Origin of the sequence: Amycolatopsis sp. DG1A-15b (assembly GCF_030285645.1) — a bacterium.
Taxonomy (GTDB): domain Bacteria; phylum Actinomycetota; class Actinomycetes; order Mycobacteriales; family Pseudonocardiaceae; genus Amycolatopsis.
Genome location: NZ_CP127296.1, coordinates 510939 through 534964 on the forward strand (window position 1 = coordinate 510939; position 24026 = coordinate 534964).

The following is a 24026-nucleotide window of genomic DNA, read 5'->3' on the forward strand; positions in this document are numbered from 1 at the left end:
CCGGAACTGTCGGACCCGGCCGGTAGACTCGCTCCAGTGCCCTCACCGCAGTCGCCGACCGATCAACGCAGCAGAAGTCGGTACCACAGTGAGGGTTTTCGCACGTCAAAGCACTTCAGGCAGTTGAGGCAGTGGAGCGAGGGGGAGGACCGGCGATGACGGAGACGCAGCTCGGGGCGCCTCCCGCGGAGAAGGACTCGACCGCGCGCCCGCTGCGGGCGTGGCAGCGGCGGGCGCTCACCAAGTACCTGACGCGGAAGCCGAAGGACTTCCTCGCGGTGGCGACGCCGGGGGCCGGCAAGACGGTGTTCGGCCTGCGGATCGCCGCGGAGCTGCTCAGCGACCGCACGATCGAGGCGGTCACCATCGTCACCCCCACCGAGCACCTCAAGCACCAGTGGGCGGCCTCGGCCGCGGCGGCCGGTATCGCCATCGACTCGAACTTCCGCAACACCACCGGCGTCACCTCGTCCGACTACAACGGCGTCGCGCTGACGTACGCGCAGGTCGCGGCGCACCCGACGCTGCACCGGGTGCGCACGGAGAACCGCAAGACGCTGGTCATCCTCGACGAGATCCACCACGGCGGCGACGCGAAGTCCTGGGGCGACGCGATCCGCGAAGCGTTCACCCCGGCCGTGCGGCGGCTGTCCCTGACCGGGACGCCGTTCCGGTCCGACGACTCGGCCATTCCGTTCGTGACGTACGAGCCGGACGCGGGCGGCTTCCAGCGCAGCAAGGCCGACCATTCGTACGGCTACGCGGACGCGCTGGCCGACGGCGTGGTCCGGCCGGTCGTCTTCCTGGCGTATTCGGGCGAGGCCTCCTGGCGCACCAGCGCGGGGGAGGAGTTCACCGCCCGGCTCGGCGAGCCGCTGACCGCGGAGCAGAACGCCCGCGCGTGGCGCACGGCGCTCGACCCGGCGGGCGAGTGGATCCCGGCGGTGCTGCAGGCCGCCGACACGCGGCTGTCGCAGGTCCGCCAGAGCGTCCCGGACGCGGGCGGCCTGGTGATCGCGACGGACCAGGAGTCGGCGCGGGCGTACGCGAAGATCCTGGAGCGCATCTCCGGGGAGATGCCGACGCTGGTGCTCTCGGACGACCCGAAGGCCTCGGGGCGGATCAAGGAGTTCTCCGAGACGAACGAGCGCTGGATCGTGGCGGTCCGGATGGTCTCGGAGGGCGTCGACGTCCCGCGGCTGGCGGTGGGCGTGTACGCGACGAGCGCGTCGACGCCGTTGTTCTTCGCCCAGGCGATCGGCCGGTACGTGCGGGCGCGCAAGAAGGGCGAGACGGCGAGCGTGTTCCTGCCGTCGGTGCCGGTGCTGCTGGAGCTGGCCAGCGAGCTGGAGGCCCAGCGCGACCACGTGCTCGGCAAGCCGCACCGGGAGAAGGAAGGCTGGGAGGACGAGCTCCTGGCCCAGGCCAACCGCACCGAGGACGAGCCGGGCGAGGAGGAGAAGGCGTTCACGTCGCTGGGCGCCTCGGCCGAGCTCGACCAGGTCATCTACGACGGCAACTCGTTCGGCACGGCGGTGTTCTCCGGCTCGGACGAAGAGCAGGAGTACCTGGGGTTGCCGGGGCTCCTGGAGCCGGACCAGGTGCGGGCGCTGCTGCGCAAGCGGCAGGAAGAGCAGGTCGCGGACGAGAAGCGCCGCAAGCCGGCCAAGGAGGCCGCACCGCCGCCGACGGCCCGCCCGCAGTCGGTGAGCGAGCGGCTGGGTGCGTTGCGCAAGGAGCTGAACGCGCTGGTGGGGATGTACCACCACCGGACCAAGAAGCCGCACGGCGCGATCCACAACGAGCTGAGGCGGGTGTGCGGCGGCCCGGTGACGGCCATGGCGACCGTCGAACAGCTGGAAGAGCGGATCGTGACGCTGCGGTCCTGGTGAGGGCGGCCGCTCCCCGTGCTCTGTCGCCCGGGAGGCTGAAGTTCCGGTGGTCACCGTCCGTCTCCGGAACGGCGCGATCACTCCACCGCCAGGCTTGTGACGCTGCGTATCGCGCTGTCACCGGCGGGGCTGCCCCTCCGTGCCCCGGCGGATGGCCTCCCGGGCACCTCATCGCCCCGATTTCGCAAGTCGGCGACCAATCGCGCCGCAGAGTCGTGGACGGGCCACGGGTTGCGCTGGGTGCACACGACCGGAGCAACCTCGCGGCTCCGTGAAACATCGATGTAACTTACCGTGAGTGCTGGCGATCACATCGTCAGCGGATCTACTCTTTCCGGGCGAGCTTCAGCCTGTGTTGCCGAACCGTGTCCAATTGGTGTCATTTAATCGATCCAGCTATCTTCCCCGCAGCCGCTCAGCGGCATATGTTGTCGCCCACAACATATGCGCGACGGTGCGCCGGGCCTCCCCGGATCACCGTCCCGCGGGCCCGAAGCACACGCCGACGGCCACTCGTCACCAATGCTTGGATCCGGAAGGAACGAGGATGCGCAGCAGAACCCTTACCCTCCTCGCCGCGACGGTGAGCGCCGGCCTGGCGCTGACCGCCTGTGGCACCAACAGTTCGAACAGCGGGGGCACGGGGAGCAACTCCGCTTCCTCGTCCGCCCCGGCCGCCGGTGGTGGCGCCAACGGCAAGGTCGGCGTCATCCTGCCGGAGACCGCCAGCTCGGCTCGCTGGGAGGCCTTCGACAAGCCGATGCTGCAGGCCGCCCTCGCGGCGCAGGGCTTCGACGCCGACGTCCAGAACGCCCAGGGCGACGCCCAGAAGTTCAGCAGCCTGGCCGACGGCTTCATCAGCTCCGGCGTCAAGGCCCTGATCATCGCCCCGGCCGACCCGGCCGTCGGTGCCGCGGTCGAGGCCAAGGCGAAGACCGCGGGCATCCCGGTCATCGACTACGACCGCCCGAGCCTCGGCGGCAGCGCCGAGTACTACGTCTCGTTCGACAACGAGAAGGTCGGCCAGCTGCAGGGCCAGGCCATGGCGGACGCGCTGAAGGACAAGGCCGGCGCGGGTGTCGTCCAGATCGAGGGCGCCCCGACCGACAACAACGCCACGCTGTTCACCAACGGCCAGGACTCCGTCCTCGAGCCGCTGTTCACCAGCGGCAAGCTGAAGCGGATCCAGAAGCAGCCGATCAACGACTGGGACAACCAGCTCGGCGGCACGACGTTCGAGCAGATCTTCACCGCCAACGGCGGCAAGGTCGACGGCGTCGTCGCGGCGAACGACGGCCTGGCCGGCGCGGTGATCACCATCCTGAAGAAGAACGGCCTCAACGGCAAGGTCCCGGTCACCGGCCAGGACGCCACCGCCGACGGCCTGATGGCGGTCATGCGCGGCGAGCAGTACATGACCGTGTTCAAGCCGATCAAGGAAGAGGCCGAGGCGACCGCGAAGCTGGCCGCCGCGCTGGCCAAGGGTGACAAGGCCGGTGCCGACGCCATCGCGACCGGCAAGCTGCACGACCCGAAGGGCAACCGCGACATCAAGTCGGTGCTGCTCACGCCGACGACGATCCTGGCGAAGGACATCAAGACCGTCGTGACCCAGGGCTACGTGAAGGCGGCCGAGATCTGCGGTGGCGACCTCGCCGCCAAGTGCACCTCGCTCGGCATCTCCTGAGCACCCGCGGTACCCCATGAACAGCCGGGCCGGGACGCGCACCCCGACGGCGCGTCCCGGCCCGGTCCCCACCCAGGAGAAAGCCCATCCATGAGTGAGCCCATTCTCGAGATCAAGGGCCTGAACAAGAGTTTCGGCCCGGTCCACGTCCTCCACGACGTGGACTTCGACGTGCGTGCGGGCGAAGTGACCGCACTGGTCGGCGACAACGGCGCCGGCAAGTCGACGCTCGTCAAGTGCATCGCCGGCATCCACCCGTACGACTCGGGGGCCGTGCGGTTCAACGGCGAGGACACGCACATCCGCGGCCCGCGCGACGCCGCGGACCTCGGCATCGAGGTCGTCTACCAGGACCTCGCGCTCGCCGACAACCTCGACATCGTCCAGAACATGTTCCTCGGCCGCGAGCGCGGTAGTTCGTGGAAGCTCGACGAAGCCAGCATGGAGAAGGCCGCCCGCGAGACGCTGGCCTCCCTGTCCGTGCGGACCGTGAAGTCGGTCCGCACGCCGGTCTCCTCGCTGTCCGGTGGCCAGCGGCAGACCGTCGCCATCGCGAAATCGGTGCTGTGGAACAGCAAGGTCGTCGTGCTCGACGAGCCGACCGCCGCCCTCGGTGTCGCGCAGACCCGGCAGGTGCTCGACCTGGTCCGCCGGCTGGCCGAGCAGGGGCTGGGGGTCGTGCTCATCAGCCACAACATGGCCGACGTGTTCGAGGTCGCCGACCGCATCGCCGTGCTCTACCTCGGCCGGCTCGTCGCCGAGGTGCACACGAAGGACGTCTCCCACGGCCAGGTCGTGGAGCTGATCACCGCGGGTCGCTCCGGTGACCTCGGTCTGGCCCGGCCCGAAGCCGTGGTCCTGTGAGCGGGAAGAAAGAACCGGAAATGACTGAAACCCCTGCCAAGCACGAGGTCGGCACCCCCGCCGAAGCGCTCGCGCAGACCCAGAACACGTCTGCGGCGATCACCGACTTCGGCATCGACACGACATCGATGTCAACCGGCGAGGCGATCCGCGACTACTTCGCCCGCCTGCGGGCCGGCGAGCTCGGCGCGCTGCCGTCGCTGTTCGGCCTGCTCGTGCTGGTCATCCTCTTCAGCGCGCTGTCGGACAACTTCTTCACCCTGGCCAACATCGCCAACGTGTTCCCGCAGGGCGCGGGCGTCATCATCATCGCGATGGGCATCGTGTTCGTGCTGCTGCTCGGCGAGATCGACCTCGCCGCCGGCGTGGCCTCCGGTGTCGCCGCTTCCGTGATGGCCCTGCACTACGTGCACGCCGGGAACCTGCTGGGCACCCTGGGGACCGGCGTGTTCATCACGTTCATCGGGGTCCTCGCCGTCGCCATGCTGCTGTCGGCTTACCAGCGGATCTGGGCCGGTGCCGCGCTTTCGCTGATCGGGCTGCTGATCGTCGCGATCGGCGTGCCCGCCAACGCCTGGCTCGAGATCTTGCTGGCCATCTGCGTCGGCACCGCGATCGGCTGCATCACCGGCTTCCTCGTCTCGAAGATCGGCATGCCGTCCTTCGTCGTGACGCTGGCGCTGTTCATCGTGTGGCAGGGCGTCCTGCTGCAGTTCATCGGTGAGGGTGGCACGATCGGCATCAGCAACTCGGACGTCCTGTACAAGATCGCCAACGGCAACCTGAACACCCTGGGCAGCTGGATCTTCTTCCTCGTCGCCGCCGGCGGGTTCGCGGTGATCACGCTGATCAGCCACTTCAAGCGGCTCCAGCGCGGCCTGGTCGTCCAGCCGACGGCGCTGATCATGATCAAGGTCGGCGCGCTCGTCGTGCTGTCGGCGCTGGGAACGTGGCTGCTGACGATCAACCGCTCGCCGAACAAGGCGGTCGTCACGATCGAGGGCGTCCCGTACGTCATCCCGATCATGCTGGCGCTGCTGGTGGCCGGGACCTACGTGCTCAACCGGACCAAGTACGGCCGGTACGTCTACGCGGTCGGCGGCAACAAGGAAGCCGCCCGCCGCGCCGGTATCGACGTGCCGAAGATCCGCGCGAGCGTGTTCGTCATCGGCTCGGCGGTGGCCGCCGTCGGCGGCATCGTCGCCGCGTCGAAGGTCGGTTCGGTCAGCCCGCAGTCCGGTGGCCTGAACACGCTGCTGTTCGCGGTCGGTTCGGCCGTCATCGGCGGCACGTCGCTGTTCGGCGGCAAGGGCCGCGTGTCCGACGCCGTGGTCGGCGGGCTCGTGATCGCCGTCGTCATCAACGGCCTGGGCCTGCTCAAGCAGCCGGCCGCGGTGGTCAACATCATCACCGGCCTGGTCCTGCTGCTCGCCGCCACCGTCGACGCGCTGTCCCGGCGCCGCGCGGCTGCGTCGACGCGCTGAACCAGCATGGGATGATCAAGCCCGTGTCCAGTTCACCCGTCGCCCGACCGGACGAGGTGCGCCGGCACAACCGCACGACCCTGCTCCGCCTGCTGCACGTCGGCGGGCCGAGCACCCGGGCGACCCTGGCCGCCGAGCTGGGGCTCAACCGGAGCACGATCAAGACCCTCGTCGACGGGCTCGCCGAAGCCGGCGTCGTCGAGGAGAAGGTGCCGAGGCCGGGACGAGGGGCGGGCCGCCCCTCGCTCCTGGTCCTGCCCCAGCCCCACGCGGCGGTCGTGCTCGCGGTCGACCTGCAGGTCGAGCACGTCGCGATCGCCCTCGTCGGGCTGGGTGGGCAGATCCTGGGCCGCAACAGCTGGAACCTGCGCGGCCGGATGAACCAGCCCGAAGAGGTCATCACCCACATCATCGAGTCGACGGCCATCCTGGCCGGCGACCTCGACGTGAGCCCGGTGGCGGCCGGGGTGTCGGTGCCCGGCGTCGTCCGGCGCGCGGACGGGCACGTGCACGAGGCCCCCAACCTGCGCTGGACCGACGTCGCCCTCGGTGAGCGGCTCGGCGGGGTGCTGCAGATCCCGATCCTGGTCGGCAACGACGCCGAGTTCGGCGCGGTCGCCGAGCACCTGCGCGGGGCCGCCCGCGGCGCGTCCGACGTGGTGTACATCTCGGCGGACGTCGGGGTCGGCGGCGGCGTCATCGCCGAAGGCTCGGCGTTGCGCGGCGGCTCGGGGTACGTCGGCGAGATCGGGCACATGGTGATCCGCCCCGACGGGCGCCCCTGCTACTGCGGCAGCAGCGGCTGCTGGGAGACCGAGGTCGGCGAGGCGGCCCTGTGCCGGGCCCTCGGCCTGGCCGAGGACACCGCCCGCGGGGCGATCCTGTTCGAGCTGCGCGAGCTGGGCCGCGACCCCGAGGCGGCGATGACGCGGCTCGCGGAGTTCGCCGAGTGGCTGACGCTGGGGCTGATCAACGTCGTCAACCTGCTGGGGCCGCAGCTGGTGGTCCTCGGCGACCTGCTCACGGTGCTGCCGGAGCCGGTGCTGCGGCACGTCGGCACCGAGGTGCGCCGGCGCAGCCTGGTGAGCCGGGCGGTGGGCGGCACGCGGATCGTCAGCTCGGCGCTGGGGGCCGACGGGAAGCTGCTCGGCGCCGCCGAGGTGGCGTTCGAAGTCGTGCTGGATTCTGTCTGATTTCCTGTCCGGTTTCGTGTCCGGAATCACTGCTTATCGCGGCTGAACCGTGATTTCCGCCACGCAATCTGCAAGATGCAAAAAGGCGGCCCGGGATGCAGAAAGGCGGCCGGTGCCTGTGCGCACCGGCCGCCTTTCGCGTCTGCAGGGTTACCGCTGGATGTCGGCGGACAGTTCCTTGAGCTTGGCCTCGTGCTCGCGGGCGTGGTGCCCGCAGAAGAGCAGTTCGCCACCCGTACTGAGGATGGCTCGTACCTGAGCTGCTGCTCCGCACCGGTCACAGCGGTCGGCGGCGGTCAGTTCGGGGCGGGTGAGCGTCGGCGTTGTCATGGGGGTCTCCCTCCGTCCCGGCACCGGTCGCCCGGTGCCATCGATCCAGCTACGCCCACTTCGGCACTGCTGCCGGTGACGGCGATCGCCTCCGGCTCCGCGTGTTCGTGCTTCCACTGTTCCAGACGTTTCGCGGCTCGCAAGTGTTCCCGCGCCGGTGGGACCTGAGTCACGTCGATTTACCCCGGATGCCGTAGTGGTCTCCCGCATTCCAGGAGACGATTACCCGGAGAGTTACGTTTTCCGTGGTCAGGCAGCATGGGGTGGTGAGTACGGTGACTTCCCCGCGGCGGCTTTCGGCAGTGCCGGCCCCGCTCTTGTTCGTTCTCAGCGGAATTTCGATGTACGCCGGAGCGGCGGTGGCGGTCGACCTGTTCGGCCACGCGACCCCGGCGGGGGTGGCCTGGCTCCGCTGTCTGGGCGCGGCGGTGGTCCTGCTGGCCTGGCGGCGGCCGGGCCGCGCGGCGTGGCGGGGCAGACGGCTGCTGCTGGCGATCGTGTTCGGCGTGGTGACGGCGGGCATGAACGTGCTGTTCTACGAGGCGATCGCCCGCCTGCCCCTGGGCACGGCGGTGGCGGTGGAGTTCGCCGGCCCGGTCGTGGTGGCGGCCCTGGGCTCCAGAACGCTGCGCGACGTGCTCGCGCTGCTCCTGGTGGCGGCGGGGGTGGTGGCGATCGCGGACGTCCGCCTCGGCGGCAGTTTCTGGGGAGTGGTGTTCGCGCTCGGTGCGGCTCTGGCGTGGGCGGGGTACATCCTCCTGGGCAAGAGGGTGGCCGTGGGTGGCGACGGCATCGACAGCCTGGCGATCGGCTTCTTCGCGGGGACGGTGGTGTTGTCCCCGCTGGCCCTGGGGACGGGCCCGGTGTGGTCTTCGCCACGGTTGCTGCTGCTGGGGATCGGGGTGGGCGTGCTGTCGACGGTGGTGCCGTACGCCCTGGACCAGGTGGTGTTGCGGCGCGTGGGCCAGGCTCGGTTCGCGACGCTGCTGGCGTTGTTGCCGGTGACCGCGGGGGTGATGGGGTTCGCGCTCCTCGGACAGGTGCCGAGCCTGCCGGAGGCGGTGGGGACGCTGGCCGTGGTGGCCGGGGTGGCGCTGCGGAGCCGGGAGTCGCGGGCGGTGGAGCCGCCGGGGTGACTGGGGGGTGCTTCAGCGGGTGCGGGCAGTTTGAGCGCTGGGTGCTCGAGGTGAGGTTGCCCGGCTGGGGGCGTTTCGGGATTGTTCGTTCGGGATGGTTCGGAGGCCACCGGCCCGGCGCTCGCGGCGGGTTGCCCACAAGCCTCTCGTGATGAGGACAACCAGGCCCAGGCCGGGCGTTTTCGGGCAGTTTCCGTCGGCCGCCCCCGATACGCTGGAAGCGGGGGCAGCCCCCTGGGAGGGCGGGCCCTGCGCGCCCGGAGGCTGCGACCGGATCGTGATGGCCCCCGTCGCTCGTCGACCTTCGGATCGGCCAGCGCCCAGGCGATGGGCGGCCCGGCTGGAGTGCAGACCAGGTGCAGGCGCAGGCCCCGGAACCAGCGGGGAGTGTGAGCGGCAGAAGCCGTGCTTGGCCCAGCCCGCCGGCTCCGAGCACGTGGCAACGCGGCGCGCAGGCGACGGTTGTGGCCGGATTGGCCGGGCAGGTACCCGAACGCGCCGGGCATCCGGGCGGGCAGGAACCGCAGCCGGCGTCCTTCGGAGGTGAACCCGAGCAGCGCCTGGGCCACGGCCAGGGTGACGAACTCGGCGTCGGTGAGCTTCGGTGGCCTGCCCATCCGGCGCCAGCCCCCTGGGAAGGCGGGCCCTGTGGTGGGCGGGCCCTGCGGCCCAGGCCACTTGCCCGCGGCCCCGGCCGGGCCGTCGAGCCCGCGGCAGGCAGGCCCCCGGACGACCGGGCGGATCGGCTGCCAGTGGAGCCGTGGACCGCGCCAGGATCGGATCGTGATGGCCCCCGCCGCGCCCGGCCGGGATACTGAGCGCGGGCGGCAGGAAGCGGGTGGCCATGACCAAGGCGGCGTCGGCCGCGGCGAAGGACTTCGCCGCTGCCGGAGTGGGCGGGGTTCACCTTGCCTGGGCGGACAACAACGGCATCCCGCGCTCGCGGATCGTGCCCGTCGGCGGGCTGGCCGATGCCGCCACTCGCGGTGTCGGGGCGACCTCGCTCTTCGCCGTCTTCGACACCCATGACTCGATCACCTACCGGCACGAGAACCTCGGCACGCCCTCCGGGGACATCCGGCTCGTGCCCGTCGTCGAGCGGCTGCGGCGGCTCGCCGGGCAGCCCGCGCTCGCCTGGGCACCCGTGCGGCAGCTCACCCGGGACGGCGATCCCTGGCCCTACTGCCAGCGTGCCGTCCTCGAAGCGCAGGTTGCCGAGGCCGAGAAGCGCGGGCTCGAATTCCGGGCCGGCTACGAGCTGGAGTTCGCCGTCGCTCCCGCCGGCAGCGCCGACGTCCTGGCCGCCCCCGGGCACCCCGGGCCCGCCTACAGCCCGCACGCCCTCGTCGGGCTCGACGGCTTCGTCGGGGCCCTCCTGCACGACTTCGCGGCCAACGGCCTGCGGATCGGCCAGCTGCACGCCGAGTACGGCGTCGCGCAGCTCGAGCTGTCGCTGGCCGCCACCGATCCCGTCTCCGCCGCCGATGACCAGCTGCTCGCCCGGCAGACCATCCACGCCGCCGCGCGCGTGCACGGTCTCGCCGTCAGCTTCGCGCCGCTGATCGGTCTCGGCGCCGCCGGCAACGGGTGGCACCTGCACACCTCCGTCCGCCGCAAGGGGCGCAACCTGCTCGACGGCGACGGGCGCCCGGACGGGGACGGCGCCGGCTACCTCGCCGGGCTGCTGCGCGACCTGCCGGCCCTGACCGCGATCACCGCGCCGAGCGTCCCTTCGACGCTGCGGCTGCGGCCCGGCTACTTCGCGGGCGCGTACGCGTTCTGGGGCGTCGAGAACCGGGAGGCGCCGCTGCGGTACGTCCCCGGCTCGGCCCTGCTGGGCGAGGGCCACGCGAACGTCGAGCTCAAGACGTCCGACGCCTCGGCCAACCCCTACCTCGCGCTGGCCGTGGTGCTCGCCGCGGGGATGGCCGGCATCGAGGACGCGCCCGCGCTGCCCGAGCCGATCGGCGAAGACCCGGACGGCTGGACGGACGGAGACCGGGAGGCCCGCGGGGTGTGCCGGCTGCCGGCGAACCCCGCCGAACAGGACGCCGCGCTCGTGGCGTCGCCGCGGATCGGCGGCGTGCTCGGTGCCGAGCTGCTGGGCGCCTTCCGCGCCGTCCGGGCCTCCGACGCGGCGTGGGCGGCCGAACGCACGGCCGACGAGATCGTCGCCGCCCACCTTTGGCGCTACTGAGAACCTTATTCTGGCCAGGACGGCGCTACGGACCCGCCGGCCGCCCGCCTGTGGTGACACTCGCGCCGGCCGACGGCTGAACGAGGTTCTGAGAGGACCGATGTCTTCGGGGATCGACGGCGGGCAGCTCGACCTGTCCGGGGTGCGGTGGCTGCCGGGCGGCGCCCGGCTGGCCGCGGTGGCCCAAGCGGAACTGCCCCAGAAGGACGGACTGGCCGCGGCGTTCTGCGGGCTCGCCGCGCTGCGGGCGGCCGGGCTCGACGTGGCCGATCAGGACGCCGTCGCGGCGGCCGCGGGCACGGTCCGGGGTCCGGTCGTGCGCCCGCCGGGCGAGCCGGGCCGCCACGACTTCCGGCTGCCGCTGCCGGTCGTCGACGACCCGGCCGCGGCCGGCACGCGGGTTACCCGGCTGGCGGCGGCCGTAGGGTCGCTCTCGCGGGGCGCCCTCACGGCGGTGCCGGTGACGGGGGAGTGGACCACCGAAGCCCTGTTCGACCTGCTCGTCGGGCTGTGGGACGTCCCGCGCGTGGCGGTGCTCGCCCGGATCGACGGCGCCGAACTCGGCGCCCACGACACCCCGGAACGCGCGCTGCTCGACTACCTCGACACCGGTGTCCCGCCACTGTGGACGTCCCGCTGGCGCCCGCCCGGCGGCCATTTCGTGCTCCTGGCGGGCATCCGGATCGGCGCCGAGGGCACGTTGCTGTCCGTTGTGGACACTTATCCGTCCCTCGGCGACGACGGCCGCCACGACCAGCCGGTCGAATGGGTGACGGCGGCGCTGGCCGGGCTCGGCGTGCTCGTGGTCGTCGACGCCGACCAAGCCGGCGTGGTCCGCGCGGCGGCCGGCACCGCCGGGCTCACTCCGTCCTTTTGGGACTGACCTGCGTCCCCGGGGCGAAGCGGGAGTGGCGGCGGCCGTAGCCGAAGTAGATCACCAGGCCGATCACCAGCCACGCGGCGAACCGGAGCCACGTCAGCACGTTCAGGTTGAGCATCAGGTACAGGCACGCCAGCGCGGCCACGACCGGGATCGCCGGGGAGAACGGCACCTTGAACGGCCGGTCGAGGTCGGGACGGCGGCGGCGCAGCACCGGGACCGCCACGGCCACGATGATCATCGCCGACAGCGCGCCGATGCTGACCATGTCGGCCAGCTCCGAAATCGGGATGAACGCGGCCAGCACGGCGATCAGGCCGGCGCCGCCGATGGTCATCCGGTGCGGGGTGCCCCAGCGCGGGTGCGCGGTGCCGAGCGCCTTCGGCAACAGGCCGTCGCGGCCCATGGCGAACCCGATCCGCCCGATCGTGACCAGCTCGACCATCATCACCGACGTCAGCCCGGTCACCGCGCCGAGCGAGATCAGCGCGCCCACCCAGTGCTGGCCGACCCGGTCGAACGCGTCGGCCAGCGGCGCGCCCGTGTCGATGTCGGTGAACGGGATCATGCCGGTCAGCACGATCGAGACGCCGATGTAGAGGAGCGCGCAGACGCCCAGCGCCCCGAGGATGCCGACGCGCAGGTCCTTGCGCGGGTTCAGCGTCTCCTCGCCGAGGTTCGCGAGCGCCTCGAAACCGGTGTAGGCGAAGAAGACCACGGCGGCCGCGGTGATCATCCCGGCGAGGCCGTAGACCGACTGCTCCAGCCCCAGCGCCGCCTGGACCACCGGTTGTTCCAGCACCGTCGTGCCGGCCTCGGGTGCCTTCGCCGGCGGGATGAACGGCGTCAGGTTCGCGCCCTTGACGAAGAACAAGCCGACCGCGAGCACCAGCACGCACACCGCGACCTTGACGCACACCAGCAGGTTGGTCAGCCAGGCCGACTCCTTGATGCCCAGCACGGCGACGACGGTCAGCACGGCGATGATCAGCACCGCGCCGATGTTGACCTTCGCGTCTTCGCCGAACCACTCCGGTGACAGGCCGAGCAGGTTCGCCAGGTACCCCGACCAGCCCCGCGACACCACGGCGGCGCCGAGCGCGAACTCCAGCAGCAGGTCCCAGCCGATGATCCACGCGAACACCTCGCCGAGGGTGGCGAAGGCGTAGGTGTAGGCGCTTCCCGCCGTCGGGACGCTGGAGGCGAGCTCGGCGTAGCACAGCGCCGCGAGCCCCGCGACGACCGCGCCGAGCACGAACGACAGCGTCACGGCCGGTCCCGCGTGGGTCTTCGCCTCGACACCCGCCAAGGTGAAGATGCCGGTGCCGATGATGATCCCGACGCCGAACCCGATCAGGTCGCGCCCGCGCAGCCGCCGTTTGAGCTCCCCGGAGTCCTGGCGGGCCAGGACCTCGTCCACGTTCAGCGTTCGCCGCTCACCCATGAGGAGAAGTTAGAAGGTCACGGGTCTTTCCGCAGATCGGCCGTGGTCAGGCCGTTCTCCTGGGCGAGGATCGCGGCCTGCACGCGCGAGCGCAGGCCGAGCTTGGCCAGCACGCGCGAGACGTGCGTCTTCACCGTCGCCTCGCCGATGTACAGCCGGGCACCGATCCGGGCGTTGGACAGGCCCTCGCCCAGGCAGGCGAGCACCTCACGCTCGCGGTCGGTGAGGTCGCCGAGGCCGCGCGGCAGGGGTGCCCGGTCCCGGGCCGACGCGGCGAACGCGGTGATCAGCCGCCGCGTGACCTGCGGGGCGAGCACGCCGTCGCCGGCCGCGACCAGCTTCACGGCTTCGATCAGCCGGGGCGCTTCGACCGACTTGAGCAGGAAGCCGGCCGCCCCGGCCCGCAGCGCGCCGTGCACGTACTCGTCGAGGTCGAACGTGGTCAGCACGAGCACCTGCGTGAGCCCCGCGGACACCAGCTCCCGGGTGGCGGCGATGCCGTCGGTGCCCGGCATCCGGATGTCCATCAGGGTGACGTCCGGCCGCAGCGCCCGCGCCTGCCGGACGGCGGCGGCGCCGTCGGCGGCCTCGCCGACGACCTCGATGCCCTCGGCGTGGCCGAGGATGGTGGTCAGGCCGAACCGGATGGCGCTGTGGTCGTCGGCGACCAGGACGCGGACGGCTCCGGTTGTCACAGCGCCCCGCCCGTCGGCAGTTCCGCGCGGACCAGCCAGCCGCCGTCCGCCGGGCCCGCGGTGAGGTCGCCGCCCACCGCGTCGGCGCGTTCGCGCATGTTCAGCAGGCCCGTTCCGCTGCCGGCCGCGGGGAGCGGCGTGCGGACGTCGTTGCGGACCTCCACCGCGAGGACGCCGTCGAGGCAGTGGACGGCGACGTCCACGCGCCCACCCGGGGCGTGCTTCGCGGCGTTGGTCAGGGCCTCCTGTGCGATCCGGTACGCCGTCAGGTCGACCGCCGCCGGCAGCGGCACCCGTGAGTCCACAGTGGACTCGACGTGCACCTCCAGCCCGCTGGCCCTGGCCGACTCCACCAGCTTGGCCAGGTCCGCCAGCCGGGCGGGCGCGGTCGTCTCCGCGGCCCCGCCGTCGGCCTTGAGCAGCCCGATCATCGCGCGCATCTCCTCCAGGGCGCTGACACTGTTCTCCCGCACCGATTCCAGCACCGCCTTCGCCAGTTTCGGATCGGGCAGCGACAGCGCCGCCTCCGACTGGATGGCGATGGCCGAGAGGTGCCCGGCGATCACGTCGTGCAGGTCGCGGGCCATCCGCCCGCGTTCGGCGGCGACCGCCGCCCGCCGGTCCAGTTCCGCGATCTTCGCCAGCTGCCCGGCGTTGGCGCGCTCGGTTTCGGCGATGTCGCGCTGCTGGCGGACGTTCGCCGCCCACCACACCGGCGTGATGACGAACGGCAGCACGCCGACCGCGGCCAGCACCGCCGTCCGCCACTCCTTCGCGATCACCAGCATCGCGGCGAGCACGCCCACCACCGCGACCGCGGCGAGGCCGATCATCACCCGGCTCGTGCGCCGGGAGCCGTAGAGCGTCGCCGCGTACAGGAAGTCGGTGTAGACGATCATCACCGGCAGCGACGGGCCGAGCCGGACGTCCACCGCGAGCACCACCGTGGCCAGGACCAGCGCGAGGGGCACCCGCCGGCGGAGCAGCTCGAGCCCGCACAACGCGGACAGCTCCAGCAGCCGCACCCCCAGCGGGGCGTGGTCGTACGCCGTGACGAGCCGGTGGACGCCGGTCGCGTAGACGAGGAACCCGATCAGCCAGGTGGCCAGCGCGATCAGGCCGTCCTGCTGCCACACCGGGAGCGAGCGCAGGCGGGGGAGGGGCACCGGGTCATCCCAGCACACCGCGCGCCGGGCCCGCGTCCTACGAAGTGATGACGCCCGGTCCCCCCGTCCGCCGACGCGGCCGTCGGCACGGGCGCGGGAGCGTGGCGGCGTGGAAGAGATCGGGAAGTTCTTGGCGGAGAACCCGATGGCCGCCGTCATCGCGGCGGGCGAGATCGGGTTCTGGGTGTTCATCGTGGCCGGGCTGGCGGTGCGGTACGTGCTGCGCGCGCGGCGCGTGTCGGCGGTGCTGCTGGCCGCGGTGCCGCTGGTCGACGTCGTGGTGCTGGTGGCGACCGTGCTCGACCTGTCCGCCGGGGGCAAGCCGGGGTTCACGCACGGGCTCGCGGCGGTCTACCTCGGCTTCAGCGTCGTGTTCGGGCCGAGCATGGTCCGGTGGGCCGATGAGCGGTTCGCCCACCGGTTCGCCCACGGGCCGCCGCCACCGCCGAAGCGGCAGGGGCGGGAACGGGCGCGTCACGAGTGGCGCGAGTGGGGCAAGTGCCTGCTGGCCTGCGGGCTCGCCGCGGTGGCCCTGCTGGTGGCGATCTTCGCGATCGGCGAGCCGGCGCGGGTGGCGCCGCTCTGGGGCTGGTTCCCGCGGCTGGGCACCGTCTCGGCGATCTGGCTGTTCGCCGGGCCGGTCTGGGAGGAGCTGTTCGGGAAGCGCGAGGAGGTGCGGCCGTGATCGGGCTCGTCGGGGGTGGCGGTGCCGGCCGGAGCCCGGAAGCGCCGGGGTGACGTAGCTCGCGCAGATGGCGGGAACGGCCGGGCACCGGAATGCTGGTCCCGTGCCCGAAGAGATCCCCGCCCGCAGCGCCCTGCACGAGCTCGCCGACCTCCACGGGGTCGCCACCCGGTACCAGAACGCCGATCGGGTCTGGGTCGACGTGGACGACGATGTCGTCGTCGCCGTCCTCGGACAGTTCGGTGTCGACGCGACCGGTGACCAGGCCATCGCCGCCGCTCTGAGCGCCGTGCGGGAAGCGCCGGCCGCGCTGCCGCCGACCATCGTCGTGCGGGAGGGCACCGGCAAGGCGCTGGGTGTCGATGCCGAGGTCGTCCTCGAAGACGGGTCGCGGCGGCGGGCGGAGGGCCGGCTGCCCGCGGACCTGCCGCTCGGGTGGCACCGGGTCGTCACCGCCGACCAGGACGTCGTGCTGGCCGTGGTGCCGGCGAAGCTGCCGCGAGTCCGGCCCGCCTGGGGGTGGATGCTGCAGCTCTACGCCCTGCACTCGGCCGGGTCCTGGGGCATCGGCGACTACGCCGACCTCGCCACCTTCGCCGCCCGGTCGGCCTCCGAGCTGGACGCCGGCGTGCTGCTGGTGAACCCGGTTCAGGCGATCAGCCCCGCCCACCCGATCGAACGGTCGCCGTATTCGCCCGCGAGCCGGCGGTTCGCCAACCCGGTCTACCTGCGCGTCACCGCGACCGAGACGTTCGAACAGGCCGATGCGGCGACCCGGGCGGCCGTCGAGTCCCTGGCGCCGGACCGCGAAGGCGAACTGATCGACTACGACGCCGTCTGGACCGCCAAGCGGGCCGCGCTCGAGCTGCTCTGGCCGCACCGCGTCGAAGCGGTGCCCGAGGACCGCGACCTGCTCGACTTCGCCCTCTTCTGCGCCCTCGCCGAGCAGCACGGCGCCGACTGGCGGGACTGGCCGGAGGACCTGCACGACCCGGCCGGACCGGCCACCGCGAAGGCGCGCGAAGAGCTCGAGGACCGCGTCGCCTTCCACGCGTGGCTTCAGCACCTCTGCCGGGTTCAGCTGGAAGCGGCGCGCACGGCCGCCCGCGAGGCCGGGATGACCGTCGGGATCGTGCACGACCTGCCGGTCGGCGTGCACCCCGGTGGGGCCGACACGTGGGCCGTCCGGGACGTCTTCGCCGCCGACGTGCGGGTCGGCGCTCCGCCCGACGCCTTCAACCAGCAGGGACAGGACTGGAACCTGCCGCCGTGGCGGCCGGACAAGCTCGCCGAGGCCGGGTACGCGCCGTTCCGGGACGTCATCCGGGGCGTCCTCCGCTTCGCCGACGGCATCCGCGTCGACCACATCGCCGGCCTGTGGCGGCTCTGGTGGATCCCGCCGGGCGAGCCCGCGCACCGCGGCACGTACGTCCACTACGACGCCGAAGCGATGGTCGGCGTGCTCGCGCTCGAAGCGCACCGCGCCGGCGCCGTCGTCGTGGGGGAGGACCTCGGGACGGTCGAGGAGGTCGTCACCGAAACCATGCACGAACGGGGGATGCTCAGCTCGGCCGTGCTGTGGTTCGAGCGCGACTGGGACGCGCCCGGCCAGCCGTTCACGCGGCCGGACAGCTGGGACCCGGACGCCATGGCCAGCATCTCCACCCACGACCTGCCGACGGTCCCGGGCTGGCTGAAGGGCGAGCACGTCCGGGTCCGGGCCGAGCTCGGCCTGCTGGACCGCGGGGTCGAAGCCGAGGAAGAGGCGGCCGCCGCGGAGCGCCGGGCGCTGCTGGAACTCGTTGCGCGGGAAGGGATTCCGGACGACGACCCGGTCGTCGCGCTGCACACCCTGCTCGCGAAGGCCGCGTCGCGGCTCGTGCTGACCTCGCCGGCCGACGTGGCGGGCCAGGTGCGGCAGCCGAATCTGCCCGGAACCGTCGACCAGTACCCTAACTGGCGGATTCGCCTGCCCGTCAGCGTGGACGGCTTCTTCACCGCGCAGGGGGTCCGCGCTGCGGTCGCACCGCTGGCGGCGGCCCGTCCGCTGCCCCGGTAACGACCACACCGGCGCGCGCGACCCCCGGTGATGCGCGGACGCCACCGGCACGACCCAAGCTCGAGGAGAAACCCAGTGCGGCCCTGGCCCGGAACGCCCTACCCGCTCGGCGCCACCTACGACGGAGTCGGGACGAACTTCGCCCTGTTCTCCGAGGTGGCCGAGCGCGTCGAACTGTGCCTGTTCGACGCCGAGGGCAAGGAGACGCGGTACGCGCTCGAAGAGGTGGACGGCTTCGTCCACCACGGCTACCTGCTCAACGTCGGCCCCGGGCAGCGCTACGGGTTCCGCGTGCACGGCCCGTACGACCCGAAACGCGGGCTGCGCTGCAACCCGAACAAGCTGCTCATCGACCCGTACGCGAAAGCCGTCTCGCACGGCGTGAAGTGGGACGAGTCGCTGTTCGGCTACCAGTTCGACAACCCGGACGAGCGCAACGACGACGACAGCGCCGGCCGCGTGCCGTATTCGCTGGTGGCGAACCCGTTCTTCGACTGGGGCAACGACCGGCAGCCGAAGCGGCCGTACAACGAGACGGTCATCTACGAGGCCCACGTCAAGGGCATGACCGTGCATCACCCGTTCGTGCCCGAAGCACTGCGGGGCACGTACGCCGGCCTCGCGCACCCCGCCGTCGTCGAGCACCTGCAGAAACTCGGCGTGACCGCCGTCGAACTGCTGCCGGTGCACCAGTTCGTCACCGACCACGGCCTCGACGGGAAGGGCCTGACGAACTACTGGGGCTACAACACGATCGGGTACTTCGCGCCGCACGACTCCTACTCGGCGATGCCCGGCGAGGGCGGTCAGGTCCAGGAGTTCAAGGGCATGGTCAAGGCCTTCCACGAGGCGGGCATCGAAGTGATCCTCGACGTGGTTTACAACCACACCGCCGAGGGCAACCACCTCGGGCCGACCCTGTCGATGCGCGGCATCGACAACGAGGCCTACTACCGGCTGGTCGAGGGGGAGCCCGAGTACTACATGGACTACACCGGCACCGGGAACTCGCTGAACGTGCGCAACCCGCACACCCTGCAGCTGATCATGGACTCGCTGCGGTACTGGGTGACGGAGATGCACGTCGACGGCTTCCGGTTCGACCTCGCCTCGGCGCTGGCGCGCGAGTTCTACGACGTCGACCGGCTGTCGACGTTCTTCGACCTGGTGCAGCAGGACCCGATCGTCAGCCAGGTGAAGCTGATCGCCGAACCGTGGGACGTCGGCCCCGGTGGCTACCAGGTCGGCAACTTCCCGCCCCTGTGGACGGAGTGGAACGGGCAGTTCCGCGACACCGTCCGCGACTTCTGGCGCGGCGAGCCCTCCACGCTGGGCGAGTTCGCCTCCCGGATCACCGGCTCGTCGGACCTCTACCAGGACGACGGCCGCCGCCCGTTCGCGTCGATCAACTTCGTCACCGCGCACGACGGCTTCACGCTGCGGGACCTGGTGTCCTACAACGAAAAGCACAACGAGGCCAACGGCGAGGACGGCCGCGACGGCGCCGACGACAACCGGTCGTGGAACTGCGGCGTCGAGGGCGAGACCGACGACCCCGAGGTCCTCGACCTGCGCGCCCGTCAGCAGCGGAACATGCTGGCCACGCTGATGCTGTCGCAGGGCATCCCGATGATCCTGCACGGCGACGAGTTCGGCCGCACCCAGCAGGGCAACAACAACGTCTACTGCCAGGACTCCGAGCTGTCCTGGATGGACTGGGAACTGGCCAAGGAGAACGCGGACCTGGTGAAGTTCACCGGCGGGCTGGGTGCGCTCCGGCACCGGCACCCGGTCTTCCGCCGCCGCCGCTTCTTCCAGGGCGGCCCGGTCGGCAAGGGCGACAAGCTCGGCGACATCGCCTGGTTCACCCCGGCCGGCGAGGAGATGACCGAACAGAACTGGGACGACGGCTTCGGCAAGGCGGTCGTCGTCTTCCTCAACGGCCAGGCCATTCCCGACCTCGACCAGCGCGGGATGAAGGTCGAGGACGACTCGTTCCTGCTCGCCTTCAACGCCCACTACGAGGACATCGACGCCACGCTCCCGGGCAACGGCTACGGGGAGAGCTGGACCGTCGTGGTCGACACCGCGACCGGGGAGGTGGAGCCCGCCGACGCGAAGCCGATCGAAGGCGGCGGCCGGCTCACCCTCCCCGCCCGGTCCCTGATCGTGCTGCAACGGACGGAGACGGAAGCCGAATGACGGTGCCGGAGTCGACCTACCGGGTGCAGCTGCGCCCGGAGTTCACCTTCGCCGACGCGGCCGGCATCGCCGGCTACCTGCGCGACCTCGGCATCGGCGCGCTGTACGCGTCGCCGGTGCTGGACGCGGCGCCGGGCTCGACGCACGGCTACGACGTCGTCGACCCGACGCACGCGCGGCCCGCGCTCGGCGGCGAGGGGGCGCGCCAGGAGCTCGCCGCGCTGCTGAAGGAGCTGGGACTGGGCCTGGTGGTCGACATCGTGCCGAACCACATGTCGGTCGAGGTGCCGAAGGCGAACCGCTGGTGGTGGGACGTGCTGAAGCACGGCCGCGGGTCCGAGTACGCGTCCTTCTTCGACATCGACTGGGACCGCGGCCCGCTCCTGCTGCCGGTCCTCGGCGACGACGACGCGGTCGGGGAACTCTCGGTCGAGGGCGACGAGCTGGTCTACTACGACCACCGATTCCCGATCGCCCCCGGCACGGACACCGGGACGCCGCAGGAGATCCACGAGCGCCAGCACTACCGCCTGATCGGCTGGCGCCGTGGCAACGCCGAGCTGAACTACCGCCGGTTCTTCGACATCACGACGTTGGCCGCGGTCCGCGTCGAAGACCCGAAGGTGTTCGCCGAGACGCACGGCGAGGTGCTGCGCTGGGTCGCCGACGGCGACGTCACCGGCCTGCGCGTCGACCACCCGGACGGCCTCGCCGACCCGGGCGGCTACTTCCGGCGGCTGCGGGAGAACGCGCCGGACGCGTGGATCGTGGCCGAGAAGATCCTGCACCCGGGCGAGCCGCTGCCGCAGAGCTGGCCGGTCGACGGCACCACCGGCTACGACGCGCTGCGCGAGATCGCCGGCGTCTTCATCGACCCGGCGGGCGAGCCCGACTTCACCGCGCTGGCGAACGAGCTGGGCGTGAAGACCGGCTACCACCGCGTCGAGGCCGAGGCCCGGCGCCTGGTCACCGACCGCATCCTGGTCGCCGAGGTCCGGCGGATCGCGGCGCTGCTGCCCCAGGTCGATCCCGAAGCGGCGCGGCAGGCGGTGGCCGAGACCATGATCGCCTTCCCCGTCTACCGCTCCTACCTCCCGGAGGGGGCGGCGCACTGGGCGGCCGCGATCGACGGAGCCCGCCGCGCCCGGCCCGACCTCGCCGAGCCGCTGACGATGCTCGACGCCGTCGTGCGCAAGAACCCCGGCAGTGAGCTGGCCACCCGGCTCCAGCAGACGTCCGGCATGGTCGTGGCGAAGGGCACCGAGGACACGACCTTCTACCGCTACACGCGCTTCGCCGCGCTCAACGAGGTCGGCGGCAACCCGGACCGGTTCGGCCTCGGCGTCGAGGAGTTCCACCGGCTGGCCGCCGAGCGCGAGGCCGGCTACCCGGCGGCGATGACGACGCTGACCACGCACGACACGAAGCGCTCCGAGGACACCCGCGCCCGGATGGCGGTGCTCGCCGAAGTCCCCGGCGAGTTCGCCCAGGCCGTCCGGCGGTGGACCGCCCGGCGCGGGATCGACGAGCCTTCGCTCAACCTGCTCGCCTGGCAGACGCTGGTGTCGACCTGGCCGATCGAGCCGGCCCGGCTGCGGGACTACCTCGACAAGGCGGCCAAGGAAGCCAAGCTCCGGACCAGCTGGACCGACCACGACGAGGCCTTCGAGGCCGACGTCGCCGCGTGGCCCGAAGACGTCGTGAACGACGCGGAGCTCGCGGCGGACGTCGAGGCGTTCGTGAAGCGCATCGAGGGGCCGGGTTACGCGAACTCGCTCGGCCAGAAGCTCGTCCAGCTGACCGCGCCCGGCGTCCCGGACGTCTACCAGGGCACCGAGCTGTGGGACTTCTCGCTGGTCGACCCGGACAACCGCCGTCCGGTCGACTACCCCGCGCGCCGCGAGCTGCTGGCCCGGATCGCCGACGGCGAGCTGCCGGAGATCGACGCTTCCGGCGCGGCGAAGCTCCTGGTCGTCCACAAGGCACTGCGGCTGCGCCGCGAGCACCCGGCGCTGTTCCGCGGCTACCGGCCGCTGCGGGCCGAAGGCGCCGCGGCGGCCCACTGCCTGGCCTACACGCGCAGCCCCGACCTCGCCGTGGCGGTGACCCGGCTGCCCGTTGGCCTCGAGGCCGACGGCGGCTGGCGCGACACGGTCCTCCCGCTGCCCGCCGGCGTCTGGACCGACGTCCTGACCGGCCGGGAGGTCACCGGCGACCTGGCCACCCTGTTCGAGCGGTACCCCGTCGCGTTGCTGGTGCGAGGAGAGGCATGAAGTTCAGCGTGTGGGCCCCTTCGGCCCGCCGGGTCCGGGTGAGCGTCGACGCCGGTGTGCACGAGATGACCGCGGGCGACGGCGGCTGGTGGCACGCCGAGGCCGAAGGCATCAACTACGCCTTCCTGCTCGACGACGAGAAGCCGCTGCCCGACCCCCGGTCGCGGTGGCAGCCGCACGGCGTCCACGCGGAGTCGCGCGTCTACGACCACGGCGAGTTCGCCTGGACCGACGACGCCTGGACCGGGCGCCAGCTGCCCGGCGCCGTCCTCTACGAACTGCACGTCGGCACCTTCACCGGGGGCGGCACCTTCGACGCGGCCATCGAGCGGCTCGACCACCTCGTCGACCTCGGGATCACGCACGTCGAGCTGCTGCCGGTCAACGCCTTCGACGGCACCGCCGGCTGGGGCTACGACGGTGTCCTCTGGGGCGCGGTCCACGAGCCCTACGGGGGCCCGGACGGGCTCAAGCGATTCGTCGACGCGGCCCACGCGCGCGGCCTGGCCGTCGTGCTCGACGTCGTCTACAACCACCTCGGCCCGTCCGGCGCCTACCTCGACAAGTTCGGGCCGTACTTCGCCGGGCAGAACGACTGGGGCCCCGGCCTCAACCTCGACGGCCCCGGCTCCGACGAGGTCCGCCGGTACGTGATCGACAACGCGCTGAGCTGGCTGCGCGACTTCCACATCGACGCGCTGCGCCTGGACGCCGTGCACGCGTTGCTCGACCGGCGGGCCGTCCACCTGCTCGAACAGCTCGCCACCGAGGTCGACGCGCTGTCGGCGGCGCTGAACCGGCCGCTGACCCTGATCGCCGAATCCGACCTCAACGACCCGCGGCTGGTCACGCCCCGCGAGCGCGGCGGCTACGGCCTGCACGCCCAGTGGTCGGACGACCTGCACCACGTCCTGCACGTCAAGCTGACCGGCGAGACGACGGGGTACTACACGGACTTCGCCGCGCCGGACGCGCTCGAGCGGGTGCTGCGCGAGGTGTTCTTCCACGCGGGCACGTGGTCGTCCTTCCGGGAGCGGACCCACGGGCGCCCGGTCGACACGCGGACCGTGCCCGGCCACCGCTTCCTCGGGTACCTGCAGAACCACGACCAGATCGGCAACCGCGCGACCGGCGACCGGCTGTCCGCGACGGTCGCCCCGGGCCGGCTGGCCTGCGGCGCGGCGATCCTGTTCTGCTCGCCGTACACGCCGATGGTGTTCATGGGGGAGGAGTGGGCGGCGAGCACGCCGTGGCAGTTCTTCGCGTCCTTCCCGGACCCGGAGCTGGCCGAGGCCGTCCGCACGGGCCGCCGTCGCGAGTTCTCCCGGCACGGCTGGGGCGAATCGGACGTGCCGGACCCCATGGACCCGGCCACCGTCGAACGCTCGCGGCTGGACTGGGCCGAGCCGGAGCGTCCCGGTCACCGGGAGATGCTGGAGCTGTACCGGGCGTTGATCCGGCTGCGCCGGGAGCGGCCCGAGCTGGCCGACCCGTGGGTCGCGGACCTGCGCGTCGACTCCGCCCCGGACGGGTCCTGGCTCGTGCTGCACCGCGGCGGCCTGCGGCTGGCCGTCAACTTCGGCCCCGGCCCGGTGACGCTGCCGCTCGGGGCGACCGTGTCGCTGCTCACCTGGGGAGAGGCCACGGTGGACGGTGGGGCCGCCCACCTGCCCCCGGACACCTTCGTGATCGCCGGAACGACACCCTGACGGCGGTTGCCTCCCGGTACCGATCCGGCCAAAAGTAGGCCGCCCGTCGCGGTACGTAACCGTTGTCGCGAAGCCATCCGGCCGTGACTGTGGTCGGATTGGTACCGTTCGACGCAGTAACTCCTCTGTC

At 72.0% G+C, this 24026-nt stretch carries 17 protein-coding genes and 1 pseudogene; 13 read left to right on the plus strand and 5 right to left on the minus strand.

From position 1 onward, the window contains the following. Positions 1-155: 155 nt before the first annotated feature. The 5 genes from QRY02_RS02410 (at position 156) to QRY02_RS02430 (ending at position 7120) form a co-directional block, all read left to right on the plus strand. Positions 156-1892 (plus strand): DEAD/DEAH box helicase, encoded by a 1737-nt coding sequence (locus tag QRY02_RS02410; RefSeq protein ID WP_285989853.1) that lies wholly within the window; start codon positions 156-158, stop codon positions 1890-1892. Between the two features lie 547 nt (positions 1893-2439). After that, positions 2440-3579, plus strand: coding sequence for a sugar ABC transporter substrate-binding protein (locus QRY02_RS02415; RefSeq protein WP_285989854.1), 1140 nt, complete (start codon positions 2440-2442; stop codon positions 3577-3579). Between the two features lie 90 nt (positions 3580-3669). After that, positions 3670-4443, plus strand: coding sequence for an ATP-binding cassette domain-containing protein (locus tag QRY02_RS02420; protein ID WP_285989855.1), 774 nt, complete (start codon positions 3670-3672; stop codon positions 4441-4443). 20 nt (positions 4444-4463) lie between these two features. Further along, positions 4464-5927: a sugar ABC transporter permease gene (locus tag QRY02_RS02425; protein WP_285989856.1), complete on the plus strand. Its 1464-nt coding sequence runs from the start codon at positions 4464-4466 to the stop codon at positions 5925-5927. 11 nt (positions 5928-5938) lie between these two features. Continuing rightward, positions 5939-7120, plus strand: a complete 1182-nt coding sequence (locus QRY02_RS02430; RefSeq protein ID WP_285989857.1) for an ROK family transcriptional regulator — start codon at positions 5939-5941, stop codon at positions 7118-7120. Positions 7121-7270: 150 nt separating this feature from the next. Here QRY02_RS02430 and QRY02_RS02435 read toward each other — a convergent pair whose 3' ends face one another. After that, on the minus strand, positions 7271-7450 hold the full coding sequence (locus QRY02_RS02435; protein ID WP_285989858.1) for a DUF7455 domain-containing protein: 180 nt from the start codon (positions 7448-7450) through the stop codon (positions 7271-7273). 317 nt (positions 7451-7767) lie between these two features. Here QRY02_RS02435 and QRY02_RS02440 point away from each other — a divergent pair, with 317 nt between their 5' ends. Continuing rightward, positions 7768-8586, plus strand: coding sequence for an EamA family transporter (locus QRY02_RS02440; RefSeq protein ID WP_387055495.1), 819 nt, complete (start codon positions 7768-7770; stop codon positions 8584-8586). A gap of 287 nt (positions 8587-8873) precedes the next feature. Here QRY02_RS02440 and QRY02_RS48795 read toward each other — a convergent pair. Beyond that, positions 8874-9212 (minus strand): annotated as a pseudogene (locus tag QRY02_RS48795) (transposase family protein); the annotation flags it as partial. A 218-nt stretch (positions 9213-9430) separates the two neighbouring features. On the opposite strand from QRY02_RS48795, the gene QRY02_RS02445 reads away from it, so the two are divergent. Both QRY02_RS02445 and QRY02_RS02450 read left to right on the plus strand, forming a co-directional pair. Continuing rightward, a complete protein-coding gene (locus QRY02_RS02445; RefSeq protein ID WP_285989860.1) occupies positions 9431-10783 on the plus strand; it encodes a type I glutamate--ammonia ligase in 1353 nt (450 codons plus the stop codon). Positions 10784-10883: 100 nt separating this feature from the next. Continuing rightward, on the plus strand, positions 10884-11666 hold the full coding sequence (locus QRY02_RS02450) for a DUF6885 family protein (RefSeq protein ID WP_285989861.1): 783 nt from the start codon (positions 10884-10886) through the stop codon (positions 11664-11666). Here QRY02_RS02450 and QRY02_RS02455 read toward each other — a convergent pair. From QRY02_RS02455 to QRY02_RS02465, 3 genes are read right to left on the minus strand one after another with little or no spacing between them, the layout of a single operon-like run. After that, the gene (locus QRY02_RS02455; RefSeq protein ID WP_502874240.1) at positions 11644-13083 is read right to left on the minus strand and encodes an amino acid permease; all 1440 of its coding nucleotides are present in this window, start codon (positions 13081-13083) and stop codon (positions 11644-11646) included. The two genes, QRY02_RS02450 and QRY02_RS02455, sit on opposite strands and share 23 nt — an antisense overlap. A gap of 41 nt (positions 13084-13124) precedes the next feature. After that, entirely contained in the window at positions 13125-13802 is a 678-nt protein-coding gene (locus tag QRY02_RS02460) for a response regulator (protein WP_285989863.1), read from the minus strand. After that, positions 13799-14968, minus strand: coding sequence for a sensor histidine kinase (locus tag QRY02_RS02465; RefSeq protein WP_285989864.1), 1170 nt, complete (start codon positions 14966-14968; stop codon positions 13799-13801). Before QRY02_RS02465 ends, QRY02_RS02460 begins: the two co-directional genes overlap by 4 nt. 109 nt (positions 14969-15077) lie before the next feature. Here QRY02_RS02465 and QRY02_RS02470 point away from each other — a divergent pair, with 109 nt between their 5' ends. The 5 genes from QRY02_RS02470 to treZ all read left to right on the plus strand — a co-directional run bounded on the left by QRY02_RS02470 (position 15078) and on the right by treZ (position 23896). Further along, positions 15078-15653 carry a hypothetical protein gene (locus tag QRY02_RS02470; RefSeq protein ID WP_285989865.1) on the plus strand — a complete coding sequence of 192 codons (576 nt, stop codon included), beginning with the start codon at positions 15078-15080 and terminating at the stop codon, positions 15651-15653. Positions 15654-15756: 103 nt separating this feature from the next. Then, a complete protein-coding gene (gene malQ / locus QRY02_RS02475; RefSeq protein ID WP_285989866.1) occupies positions 15757-17712 on the plus strand; it encodes a 4-alpha-glucanotransferase in 1956 nt (651 codons plus the stop codon). Positions 17713-17787: 75 nt separating this feature from the next. After that, a complete protein-coding gene (glgX, locus tag QRY02_RS02480; protein ID WP_285989867.1) occupies positions 17788-19914 on the plus strand; it encodes a glycogen debranching protein GlgX in 2127 nt (708 codons plus the stop codon). Next, positions 19911-22187, plus strand: coding sequence for a malto-oligosyltrehalose synthase (treY, locus tag QRY02_RS02485; RefSeq protein WP_285989868.1), 2277 nt, complete (start codon positions 19911-19913; stop codon positions 22185-22187). Before glgX ends, treY begins: the two co-directional genes overlap by 4 nt. Beyond that, a complete protein-coding gene (gene treZ, locus QRY02_RS02490; protein ID WP_285989869.1) occupies positions 22184-23896 on the plus strand; it encodes a malto-oligosyltrehalose trehalohydrolase in 1713 nt (570 codons plus the stop codon). The genes treY and treZ overlap by 4 nt, the downstream gene beginning before the upstream one ends. Positions 23897-24026 lie beyond the last annotated feature (130 nt).